Annotated in this window: 10 protein-coding genes; 3 read left to right on the top strand and 7 right to left on the bottom strand. The window is 67.8% G+C overall.

Annotation, left to right across the window (positions count from 1 at the left end):
* Nucleotides 1-146: 146 nt before the first annotated feature.
* The 3 genes from KYC_RS24355 to KYC_RS24345 form a co-directional block, all read right to left on the bottom strand.
* Nucleotides 147-932 carry a carboxymuconolactone decarboxylase family protein gene (locus KYC_RS24355; protein WP_008167455.1) on the bottom strand — a complete coding sequence of 262 codons (786 nt, stop codon included), beginning with the start codon at nt 930-932 and terminating at the stop codon, nt 147-149.
* A gap of 204 nt (nt 933-1136) precedes the next feature.
* A complete protein-coding gene (locus tag KYC_RS24350) occupies nt 1137-2027 on the bottom strand; it encodes a LysR family transcriptional regulator (protein ID WP_008167454.1) in 891 nt (296 codons plus the stop codon).
* A 4-nt stretch (nt 2028-2031) separates the two neighbouring features.
* On the bottom strand, nt 2032-2934 hold the full coding sequence (locus KYC_RS24345) for a LysR family transcriptional regulator (RefSeq protein WP_008167452.1): 903 nt from the start codon (nt 2932-2934) through the stop codon (nt 2032-2034).
* 137 nt (nt 2935-3071) lie between these two features.
* On the opposite strand from KYC_RS24345, the gene KYC_RS24340 reads away from it, so the two are divergent.
* From KYC_RS24340 to KYC_RS24330, 3 genes are read left to right on the top strand one after another with little or no spacing between them, the layout of a single operon-like run.
* Nucleotides 3072-4061: an aldo/keto reductase gene (locus KYC_RS24340; RefSeq protein ID WP_008167450.1), complete on the top strand. Its 990-nt coding sequence runs from the start codon at nt 3072-3074 to the stop codon at nt 4059-4061.
* Nucleotides 4062-4077: 16 nt separating this feature from the next.
* Nucleotides 4078-4701 carry a flavodoxin gene (locus KYC_RS24335; protein ID WP_043519181.1) on the top strand — a complete coding sequence of 208 codons (624 nt, stop codon included), beginning with the start codon at nt 4078-4080 and terminating at the stop codon, nt 4699-4701.
* A complete protein-coding gene (locus tag KYC_RS24330) occupies nt 4702-5178 on the top strand; it encodes a (R)-mandelonitrile lyase (protein ID WP_008167446.1) in 477 nt (158 codons plus the stop codon). It abuts the gene before it with no gap.
* Between the two features lie 22 nt (nt 5179-5200).
* On the opposite strand, the gene KYC_RS24325 is transcribed toward KYC_RS24330, so the two are convergent.
* The 4 genes from KYC_RS24325 to KYC_RS24310 all read right to left on the bottom strand — a co-directional run bounded on the left by KYC_RS24325 (nt 5201) and on the right by KYC_RS24310 (nt 10633).
* Nucleotides 5201-6118, bottom strand: coding sequence for an MBL fold metallo-hydrolase (locus KYC_RS24325; RefSeq protein ID WP_008167443.1), 918 nt, complete (start codon nt 6116-6118; stop codon nt 5201-5203).
* A 73-nt stretch (nt 6119-6191) separates the two neighbouring features.
* Nucleotides 6192-7019 (bottom strand): alpha/beta fold hydrolase, encoded by an 828-nt coding sequence (locus tag KYC_RS24320; RefSeq protein WP_202946596.1) that lies wholly within the window; start codon nt 7017-7019, stop codon nt 6192-6194.
* Nucleotides 7020-7414: 395 nt separating this feature from the next.
* Entirely contained in the window at nt 7415-8158 is a 744-nt protein-coding gene (locus KYC_RS24315; protein ID WP_100148370.1) for a hypothetical protein, read from the bottom strand.
* Between the two features lie 60 nt (nt 8159-8218).
* Nucleotides 8219-10633, bottom strand: coding sequence for a mechanosensitive ion channel domain-containing protein (locus KYC_RS24310; RefSeq protein ID WP_043519180.1), 2415 nt, complete (start codon nt 10631-10633; stop codon nt 8219-8221).
* Nucleotides 10634-10937: the final 304 nt, after the last annotated feature.

The raw sequence follows: 10937 nt of genomic DNA, 5'->3' as shown, positions 1-10937 counted from the left end.
GATCGCGCCTTCGTACGTCAGCGTAAACGGGTTCTTCTTGAAATCGGCCGCTGCCGCCTCGCCTGCCGAAGTTCCGACCATGGCCGCCGCGAAAGCGGCCTTCAATACCGTGCGTTTCATATCACTGCTCCGCGGATTTTTCACCTTCAACCTCCCGACGCCGCGGCCAGCGCCTGCGTCAATGCCTCGGCCGCGCGCCTGGCGGCGTCCGCATTGCCCTGCGCCGCCAGCGCCTCGGTCAACTGGCGCAATTGCGCGGGCGTCAGGCCCACCCGCAGGCTGGCCCGCATGTGGGAACGCAACTGCGCCTCCACGCCCGGCGTCGCGGCCAGCGCCCCGACGGTCGCAAGCTCACGGCTCTGCCAGTCGAGGTTGTCGCGTTCGAAGATGTCGCCGAACAGGTGCGCCTGCAGGAACTGATTAATGACCGGCGCGAAATCGAACAGCGGCCCCTGCACGGGCGCGCCTGAAATACGCGTCTGGTTGGCCTTGCCCACCGCCAGCAGGTCTTCGCCCGTGGGTATGGCCCGGCCGGGCTCCCGGCCCGGCAAGTCAACAATGCCCTGCCGCTTACGGTCGTCGACCACGGCCATCAGTTCGCCCAGTGCGTTCAGGCTGCGCGGAAAGCCCACGTAGGCATAGAGCTGCACCAGGACTTCCCTGGCCTCGCTGATGCTCAGCCCCGCGTCCAGCCCCTGGCGCAGCGCCGCGTTGAGCCGCGGCATGTCGCTCACGGCCATGGACGCCGCAATCAGCGGAATCGCCTGCTGCCTGGCGGACAGCGCGTCCGAGGCGGGCCGGGTTTGCGTCGCGGTCCGCGCTTGCGCGCCTTCCGCGGCCTGGCTGGCCTCGAGCGGCAGCAGGCTCAAGGCCATGGCGGCGGCGGCCAGCGCCCCGGCTCTGCGATACCTGGCGGACGTGCTTTGGGTCATCGGTCGCTTACTCCCTCTCTGCCGCGCTGTCGCGTCATCGCGCAGCGCGTGGCGTCAGGACGGCGACGGGAGCCGGATGGCGGCTTTCGGTCGCGTTCCCTGACAAACAGATGAAATCCTAAGGGGCGGCGCCGATTTGATTAATCCCAAAAATCCGCATTCACTATTGAACGATGCTCATCAGTGGCGGGGCTTGGGCGCGCGCTATCCGCGATGCCGCAAGACGTCGACCACCACGGCGAGCGCGCGGGAAGACTGGCGCCGGCTGGGGTAGTAGAGGTGGTAGCCCGGGTAAGGCGCGCACCAGTCCTCCAGCACGCGAACCAGCTTGCCAGCGGCAATGTGCGCTTGCGCCATGTCTTCCGGGACAAAGGCCAGGCCGCAGCCGGCCAGGGCTGCCCGAAGAATGGACGAGCTGTTGTTGAAGACCCATTGCCCCGACACGCGGAACTTGACCGTCTGGCCGTCCTTTTCGAAGTCCCAGGCAAGCATTCCGCCGTGGGGCAGCCGCAGGCTGATGCAGTCGTGCGCGGCCAGGTCCTGGGGCGATACGGGCTGGGAGCGCCCGGCGAAGTACGCCGGCGCGCCAACCACGGCAATGCGCAGGTCGGGACCGATGCGCACGGCGATCATGTCCTTCGCCACCTGGTCCCCCATCCGCACGCCCGCGTCATAGCGTTGGGACACGATATCCGACATGGAATAGTCGACCGCGATTTCGATTTTTATGTCGGGATAGCCGCCCATCGCACGCGACAGCTTCGGCCACAGCACGCTGTTGGCCGCGTGCTCGGCGGCCGTGATGCGGATGGTGCCCGCCGGCTTGTCGCGCAATTCCTTCACCGCGGCCACTTCCGCATCTATGTCGTCGAACCGGGGCGCGACGCTGTTGAACAGCCGCTCGCCGGCCTCGGTCGTGGCCATGCGCCGCGTGGTCCGGGTCAGCAACCGCACCCCCAGCCGGGTTTCCAGTCCCCGGACCGCGTGGCTCAGCGCGGATGGCGAGACCCCAAGCACGGCCGCCGCCCGGGTGAAGCTGCCCGCGCGCACCACCTGGACGAAGGCCAGGACGTCATGGAAGGTTTCGAGCGCCATGGCCTCATTCCTCCCGGGACGGATGGCGCAATGCGTCGACCAGCACCTGCATTGCCCGGGACAGCTGCCTGCCGCTGGCGTAATACAGGTGATAGCCCGTGAAGACCGGGCACCAGTCCCGCAGCACGGACCGCAGTTGCCCGGCGGCGATAAAGGGCCGCGCCATGGCTTCGGGCACATAGGCCAGACCGAATCCGGCCAGCGCGGCATGAATGATCTGGCGGGTTCCGTTAAAGACCAGCCGCCCCTCGACCCGCACATTCACCTGCTGCGCGCCTTTCTTCAATTCCCAGGCGTAGATATCCCCGTGGCTCATCAAGCGCAGATTGATGCAGTCGTGATCCGCGAGGTCCTGGGGCCTGAGGGGCGGCGGGCGCCTGTCCAGATAGGCCGGCGCGCCGATGATTGCGAAGCGCTGGTCGGCGCTGATGCGCACCGCGGCCATGTCGCGGGCCAGGTCGTCGCCCAGGCGCACGCCAAAATCGTAGCGCTCGGACACGATGTCCACGAAGCGCGACTCCACGGACACCTCGACGTTGATCCGGGGGTACTCAGGCAGCAGCTTCGCAAGCTTCGGCCATAGCGCCATCTCGGCGGCATTCTCGCTGGCGGTGATGCGGATGGTGCCCGAAGGCGTGTCGCCCAGTTCCCCCACCGCGGCCAGCTCGGCCTCGATCTCCTCGAAGCGGGGCGAGATGCTTCGCATCAGGCGCTCGCCGGTGTCGGTTGGCGACACGCTGCGCGTGGTGCGGGTCAGCAGCCTGACGCCCATCTTCGCCTCGAGCGCGCGGATCTGGTGGCTGAGCGCCGATTGCGACACGCCGAGTTGCGCGGCGGCGCGCGTGAAGCTGCGTTCTCGTGCAACGGCGATGAATGCCAGCAGGTCGCTATAGCTTTCTTTCGGCATTTATGAGTTCCGTTCACAAGTCCATGCCGATCTTAGCATCTAGTCCGCGCAGGACACGGCCGCTACATTGATCGTCAAGCGATGCGCGGGAAGCTTCCCCGCACGACCCGATGCTCACCCCGCCAGGAGAAACCCCCATGCAAAAACGCCAACTCGGAACCAGCAATCTGGAAGTCTCGGCCCTCGGCCTGGGCTGCATGGGCTTGAGCCACGGGTACGGGCCGGCCACGGACACCGGACAGGCGATCTCGCTGATCCGGGCGGCCGTCGATCGGGGCGTCACCTTCTTCGACACCGCGGAAGTGTATGGCCCCTACCTCAACGAAGAGGTGGTCGGCCAGGCGCTCGCGCCGATACGCGACCAGGTGGTGATCGCCACGAAATTCGGATTCACCTTCGGCGACGACAACAAGCAGCAGATCCTCAACAGCCGGCCGGCGCACATCCGCAAGGCGGTCGAGGGGTCGCTCAAGCGCCTGCGTACGGATGTGATCGACCTGCTTTACCAGCACCGGGTCGATCCCGACGTGCCGATCGAGGACGTGGCCGGCGCCGTCAAGGACCTGATCGCCGAAGGCAAGGTCAGGCATTTCGGCCTGTCCGAGGCGGGAGCCCAGACCATCCGCCGCGCGCACGCCGTGCAGCCTGTCGCCGCGCTGCAAAGCGAGTACTCGTTGTGGTGGCGCGAGCCCGAACAGGAGATCCTGCCGACGCTAGAAGAACTGGGAATCGGCTTTGTTCCCTTCAGCCCCCTGGGCAAAGGTTTCCTGACGGGCGCCATCAAACAGGGCGCCACATTCGGCGACGACGACTTCCGCAGCAAGGTGCCGCGTTTCTCGCCCGAGGCGGTTTCCGCCAATCAGGGGCTGGTGCAGGCGCTGGACCAGGTCGCCGCGAGCAAGGGCGTGACGAACGCGCAGATCGCGCTTGCCTGGCTGCTGGCGCAAAAGCCGTGGATCGTGCCGATCCCTGGCACGACCAAGCTGCACCGGCTGGAGGAAAACCTGGGCGCCGCCGAGGTCGAACTGTCCGACACCGATCTCAAGCGTATCGCCGACGCCTTGCAGGACATCGCCATCCAGGGCGCACGCTATCCGGCCGCCTTGCAGGCGCGCGTGGGCCGGTGATCCGGGAGCCCGCGCCATGCCGTCGCAACACGATCCGTGCCGCCGGGCGATGATGGCCGCGCTGGCCAGCCTGCCACTCACCGGCATGGCCGCGAATGGCGATGCGGGGCCGGCGGGCAACCCGCGCGGATCGGGCCTCCTCGTGGCGTACTTTTCCCGGACGGGAAATACGCGCGTCATTGCCGGATTGATACACCGCCAGCTTGGAACCGGCCTGTTCGAAATACAGCCCGCCGCGCCCTACCCCGACGACTATCTTCAAACCGTGGAACAGGCCCGTCAGGAACGCGATGCCGGTTACGAGCCCGCCCTGCGGTCCCACGTCGCCGATATCCGTGGCTACGACACGGTGTTCCTGGGCTTTCCCATCTGGGGCACGACCACGCCGCCCGTGATCCGGTCCTTTCTTTCCACCCATGACCTGTCCGGAAAGACGCTGGTTCCCTTCGTGACGCATGGCGGCTACGGACTCGGCGACAGCCGATCAGTGATCGCGCGGCTTGCCCCGGGCGCCCGCCTGCTCGATGGGTTCGTGATGGAAGCCGACCAGGAAAGACGAACCATGGAAAACGTGACCGACTGGCTGCGCCGCAGCCCTCTTGGAAACCCCCGATCCCCCAATCCCCAATCAGGAGAATGAATGAACAAGCACGTGTTCGCCGCCCCTGCCGCCGCGCTCACCATGGCGCTATCCGCGGCATGCGCCGCGCAAGATTCGCCCATCACGGTGGCCAGGGTCGGGGCCCAGCCCTCCGGCGCCGGCCCGGCACAGAACTTCACGGGTTCCGTGCGCGTGGACTCGCGCTTCCAGGCCGACGCGCCCGCTCGCGTGGGCGGCGGCATCGTGACGTTCGAGCCGGGTGCACACACGGCCTGGCACACCCATCCGCTGGGCCAGACACTGATCGTCACCGCCGGCGTGGGACGCGTGCAGAAATGGGGGGATGCCGTGCAGGAAATCCGGCCCGGCGACATCGTCTGGATCCCGCCCGGCGTCAAGCACTGGCACGGGGCGGCCCCCGCCATGGGCATGACCCACATCGCAATCTCCGAATCGCTCGACGGCAAATCGGTGGACTGGATGGAAAAGGTCAGCCCCGAACAATACGCCCGCTGACAGGGGCGCGGCGCGTCCGCGCTCAATAGTCCCAGATGACCGGGACCCAGCGGAACGCGTCCCCGTCGACCGCCACCCGGCCGACCGACGGAAACGGCAGGTGCGCCGCCACCAGCAGCCCGCGGTTCTCCGCCAGCTCCCGGAACAGGCCGATGCGCACACGGGCCGATTCCTCGGGGTCGTGCTCGAAGCCGTTGTGCCATTCGGGGTGATCGAACGCGACCGGGAACATCGCATCGCCGGCGAAAACAAGGCGTTCACCGCCCGAGACCAGGTCGACCACGCTGTGCCCCGGCGTATGGCCGCCGGTCAGCCGCACGGTCACGCCCGGCGCGACCTCGTGGCGGTCCTCGAAGATGCACAGCCGGTCGCGGTACGTCTCGTAGAAGCTCCTGGCAGTCGAGCGCAGCACGTTGGGAACCGGCTTGGGCATGACGGTCTGCGAAAAGTCGGGCGAAGTCCAGAACGCGACTTCCGTGGCCGATACGTGGATGCGCACGCTGGGGCTCAGGCGCTCCTTCACGCCTTCCACCAGCAGCCCGCCCACGTGGTCCATGTGCATGTGGGTAATGATCACGTCAGTCACAGACTCCAGCGGGATGCCCGCCGCCTGCAGGCGCTGCGGGAATTGCCCCGCGCGCGGGAATCCCGGGAACTGGCCGCCCAGCCCCGCGTCGATCAGGATAGTCTGCTTGCCGCTCTTGGCCACCATCACGTTCAGCGGCCAGTCGAAGGCGTCCGGCGGCATGTACATGCGGTCCAGCCAGACCGCCAGGTCGGCTGGATCGGCGTTGGTGGCCATCGTCGCGGTGGGCAGCGGCAGCACGCCGTCGCTGACCACCAGCGCTTCGATGTCGCCGACCTGCACGGCATAACGAGAAGGAACCAGGTCAATGGGCGCCTGCACGGCGGCGGGCGGTGCGTTGTCTACGATAAACATGGCGAATTCTCCTGAATGACGGCCGGGCCGGCGGGAATCCGCCGGGCCGCGGCCGTTGCAAGCGTGGCGCGCTTCAGCCGCGCAGGAAGGTGAGCAGATCGGCGTTGATGCGGTCCTGCAGGGTGGCCGTAAGTCCGTGCGGCGCGCCCGGGTAGTAGATCGCCTGCGCGTTCTTCACCAGGCGCACGGCCTTCTTCGCGGAATCGTGGATCGGTACGATCTGGTCGTCCTCGCCGTGCATGAACAGCGTGGGCACGTCGATCTTCTTCAGGTCTTCGGTGAAGTCGGTTTCCGAGAACGCCTTGACGCACTCGTAGGCGTTCTTCTGGCCGCTCTGCATGCTCCACAGCCAGAACTGATCGAGCTGACCCTGCGACACCTTGGAATCGGGACGGTTTGCGCCGTAGAAGGGAACGGCCAGGTCCTTGTAGAACTGCGATCGGTCGCCTGCCACGCCGTCGCGGATGCCGTCGAACACCTCGACGGGCAGTCCTTCGGGGTTGGCGGCCGACTTCAGCATCACCGGCGGCACCGCGCCGATGAGCACCGCGCGGGCCACGCGCCCGGTGCCGTGGCGGCCGATGTAGCGCGCCACTTCGCCGCCGCCGGTGGAATGCCCCACCATCGAGATCTGCTTCAGGTCCATCGCCTCGATCAGTTGCGCCAGGTCGTCTGCGTAGGTGTCCATGTCGTTGCCGTTCGATGGCTGCGACGAGCGGCCGTGGCCGCGGCGGTCGTGCGCGATGACACGGAAGCCGTTGCGCGCCAGGAAGTGCATCTGCCCGTCCCAGGCGTCCGCATTCAGCGGCCAGCCATGCGAGAAGGTGACGACCGGGCCTGCGCCCCAGTCCTTGTAGTAGAGCTGCGTGCCGTCTTTGGTGACAAAAGTCTTGCTGTCCATGGGAGTGCTCCGATTGGGTTGGGGGTTGCGCTGCGGGGAGGCTTCGGCACCGATGGAGAAGGCGCCGCTCGCCAGGACGGCGCTGCCGACGAGCAAGTGGCGGCGGGCCGGGTTGTGCGAGTCGTTCATGGGGATCCTCGGGTCGGAAAGAGACAGTGAGGGCATCGTAGGATCCGGGCCCTGAACGCGGTAGGCATGGCGCGGGAAGCACGGTGTTGTGCGATGCGCACCAATGCGCATCGGCCGCGAGCGCGCAGGCCTGCGCATCGCCAGATGGAAACCATGGGGGAAGAAAAGGATGAACCGCCTGCGGGCGGATCGTGCCGCAGGCGGTGCTTAATGGCCGAGGTTCGCCGAACCTGGAATGCGGGAAACGCGGAAGCGCCGGCTCGCCGCTACGCGGCCGAATCGCGATACGCGACCGCGAACATCGTCGTCAGCACGAACGTCATGGCGACGCAGCCCAGCACGGCCACCGCGCCCTGCGCCAACCCCAGACCCGTGAATGCATAGGCAAGCGGCCACAGTTGACCGGCGGTCTGGGCGCCCAGCACAAGCAGCGCGAACAGCGCCGCCATCAAGGGCCAGCGCCTGTACCGCATCGCCGCGCGCATGGCCTGGAACGCGTATTCGCCCTTTACCGCGGCGTTGGGCAGACACAGCCCGTACATGGCGACGGCGCGCAAGACCGGCGCCCACAGCACCACCAGCGAAGCGATCAGCACGCCATAGAACAACGGCTCGTTCGCGCCGCCCAACAGCATGTAGATCACGTAAGGCAGGTCGCCGGTCGCGCGGGCCAGGGCCGTGAGCCCGATGGCGATGAGGCCCAGCAGGACCAGGTGGCGAGCCTCGCCGGACCCTCCGCGCGCTGCGCCAACGTCAGGGGCCGTCCCCAGCACGGCCACCCGATGCCACGCGAACGTCGTGCGCGCGAACGCGATCAGGTTGACGGCCGCCAGCGCCAGGGTCACCCAGGCCAGCGTCCCGTAGAACGCGGGCGCGATCAGCGCGAACGGCAGCGTCAGCGTGAACACCACAAGGGACCACGGCGCGGCCGCCAACATGGCGCGTCCCTGCTGCCGGATGACGCCAACTGTCGCGGCAATGAGGCGACCTGCTCCGAGTTTGCTGGGCACGTGATCCCCTTGCTCCAAAACGATGGGCCTCGTTTATACCTTATGCGCCGCGCGACCCGCCTACGTCCGCGGCGCGTCCGGCTCGGCTTCCTCCCGGGCTTCCTCCCGGGCCTCCAGCTCGTTGCCCAGCACCTCGGCCGAATCCCCGGTGTCGGTCTCCGGCTTCAGGCGGCGCCGGGTATGGCCCGCGGCGCGGGCGTTTTCGCCCTCGTCGGGACGCTCCGTCTGCAGCGCCACGTTGGCCGCCGGCGCAAAGCCGCGCTTGTCCTGGCCGAAATACACCACCGTGTGCGGGTACGGCAACTCGATGCCCGCCGCGTCGAAGTGCTTCTTGAGCAGCCGGTTGTAGCCGCGCTGCACCGCCCACTGCATGCCCGGCGTGGTCTTGATCAGGATCCGGATGGTCACGCCCTTGTCGTTGACCGCCGTGACGCCCGCGACCGTCATGTCCTCCAGGATCTCGGGTCCGAGCACCGAATCGGTCATCAGTTCGGCGAACGCGGCTCGCAGGTGATCAATCGCGTCGTCCACGCTTTCACGATGCGCGATGGTGTATTCGCCCAGGTGGTACGAGAAATCGCGCATGTGGTTGGCCACCACGTCCACCGACGAGAACGGCACCAGGTGATAGCCGCCGTCCAGGGTGCGGATGCCGACCGAGCGGATGGTCATTTTTTCGACGGTCCCGAACACGCCCGCCACCTGCACCACGTCGTTTTCGTTCATGCCGTTTTCAAGCTGGATGAACACGCCGGTGATGATGTCCTGCACCAGCTTCTGCGCGCCGAAGCCGATGGCCAGGCCGACCACGCCGGCGCCGGCGATCAGCGGCCCCACGTCGATGCCGATCTGAGACAGCAGCACCATGACCGTCATCGTCACAATGACGATCAGCGCGGCATTGCGGAACAGCGCCAGCAGCGTGCGCTCGCGCGCGCTGGGCATGCCCCGCTCCTCGCTCTGGCTGAGGCGGTGCTCGATGATGCTGGCGATCACGGTCCAGGCGAGCATCGCGATCAGCAGCACGATGACGATGTTCAGCACCACCTTGATGGCCGCGCCGCCAGCGTCGGACGCCAGCCAGCGCGACAGATCGAAGGCGCGCCATGCGTCCAGGATCAGCAGCAGGATGACGATGCGGATGATCCAGCCCACCACCTTCAGCGTCGCCGGCACGTAGGCGTTGACGCGCGCCTCCAGCAGCGGCAGGCGCCGCCGCAGGTCGTCCGACAGGCGGATGGGCTTGGCCAGCGCGGCGTTCAGCAGCAGGATCAGCAGGCTGCCCACGCCGATGACCAGCAGGGTCTGCGCGGTGGCGCGCGCCATGAAGGGCAGCGCATTGGTCGGGTCGACCTGGCTGACGACCAGGAGGATCGTGAAATACAGGATGCCCAGCACGTGCCACACGCGCGACAGGAAGCGCAGGCGCGAGCCCATGAACGTGGCCGCGCCCGCGGCGCGCCGGTCCAGCCGCTCGCGCACCGCCTGGCGGTTCTGCCAGATGACGCGCACGGCATACACGTACACCGCCAGCATGATGATCATGGTGGCCAGCCGCCCCAGCGCGGGCGACAGCGACGCCGCCATCACGGGACCGACCAGCAGCGTGCCGTAACCGGCCGCCGCGGCGATGCGCAGCAGCCACGCATTCCAATATTTGGCCAGCTCATCGGACATGGGCAGCAGGCGCAGGTGCGGATGACGCACGGCGAACACCGTGCGGATCAGCACCTTGACGATCTCCACCGCCACGAAGGCCTGCAGGAACACGGCCGCCAGCGCATCCAGCGTGCCGCGCCCCGGCGTGCTCCACAAGGCGGCCGCGCCGCCCGCCATGGCGGCCAGCAGCACGACGGCCGCGTCGATGGCGACCGCCCCGATGATGGCCCCGGCGCGCCGGTACAGCACTCGCATCGAAGCAGGCGCGCCGCGCTTGGCCGGGGAGCCGGGAACGGCCGTGGCGTCGGGCTTGGGCGGAACGCCGGACTCGCAGCCCTGCTCCGCCACCCAGTGGTCGATGCGCGTATAGATGCGCATGGCGATCATGCGCAGCACGATGAAGGCGATGATCGTGGCCAGGGCGGCCAGCGCCAGGGGCAGCAAGGCGTTGCCCGCCGCGCCGCTGTCCAGCCGCAGCGTGCCGCCGGACGCCAGCGCGCGCATGTCGTCCACGCCCTGCCCCATGTCGGCAGCCACGCCGGTCAAGAAGCGCTGCACGCCATCGGCCATGCGCTCTTGCAGGCCGGGCTCCGCCGGCTGCGCCGGCGCCGCGGCCGCGGCCGGCTTGGTCCCGCCTCCCTGGGCGCGCAACGCGTCCACCAGGGCCTTGCGCACGTCGGGGTTGTCCAGCATGTTCGCCAGCGCTTCCGGGGTCAGCGCCGGGGCCGCGGGGGCCTCGGCCGCCGGGGCCTGTCCCAGCAACGGAACGGCGGCCATGGCCCGCGCTTGCCAGAAGAACGACAGGCAACTCAGCATCGCCGCCAGCAGCAGGGCCGCCAGCCACGGCCTCTCGCGCCTGCGCCGCCAGGAGACGGCGGCATGATTGCGGGGCAGGAAGGGGATGGATGCTGTCGTTGCGGGTCGAACCACTAATAAATCTCCTCTACGATCAGGGCACAACAAAGCGGCGCGCGCACGAGGCTGCAATGCCGCCGAAGCCCCCATGATAAAGCCCCAAGGCCAGCCCCGCTGGCCGCGAGCCGCGGCCGCAATGCCCGGGCGACCCATATCGCCAGAAGAAATAAACAAGGCGCGAATAATTCGTTGGCCCGCGCGGCGC

Source organism: Achromobacter arsenitoxydans SY8, from assembly GCF_000236785.1.
GTDB classification, from domain to species: Bacteria; Pseudomonadota; Gammaproteobacteria; order Burkholderiales; family Burkholderiaceae_B; genus Achromobacter; species Achromobacter arsenitoxydans.
This window is presented reverse-complemented; position numbering and strand designations above follow the sequence as displayed.

Excerpts from the sequence above, each read along its gene's own strand:
- KYC_RS24345 (WP_008167452.1), bottom strand. The coding sequence starts at position 2,934 with ATGCCGAAAGAAAGCTATAGCGACCTGCTGGCATTCATCGCCGTTGCA.
- KYC_RS24335 (WP_043519181.1), top strand. The coding sequence starts at position 4,078 with ATGCCGTCGCAACACGATCCGTGCCGCCGGGCGATGATGGCCGCGCTG.
- KYC_RS24330 (WP_008167446.1), top strand. The coding sequence starts at position 4,702 with ATGAACAAGCACGTGTTCGCCGCCCCTGCCGCCGCGCTCACCATGGCG.
- KYC_RS24340 (WP_008167450.1), top strand. The coding sequence starts at position 3,072 with ATGCAAAAACGCCAACTCGGAACCAGCAATCTGGAAGTCTCGGCCCTC.
- KYC_RS24350 (WP_008167454.1), bottom strand. The coding sequence starts at position 2,027 with ATGGCGCTCGAAACCTTCCATGACGTCCTGGCCTTCGTCCAGGTGGTG.
- KYC_RS24355 (WP_008167455.1), bottom strand. The coding sequence starts at position 932 with ATGACCCAAAGCACGTCCGCCAGGTATCGCAGAGCCGGGGCGCTGGCC.
- KYC_RS24325 (WP_008167443.1), bottom strand. The coding sequence starts at position 6,118 with ATGTTTATCGTAGACAACGCACCGCCCGCCGCCGTGCAGGCGCCCATT.
- KYC_RS24320 (WP_202946596.1), bottom strand. The coding sequence starts at position 7,019 with ATGGACAGCAAGACTTTTGTCACCAAAGACGGCACGCAGCTCTACTAC.
- KYC_RS24310 (WP_043519180.1), bottom strand. The coding sequence starts at position 10,633 with ATGCTGAGTTGCCTGTCGTTCTTCTGGCAAGCGCGGGCCATGGCCGCC.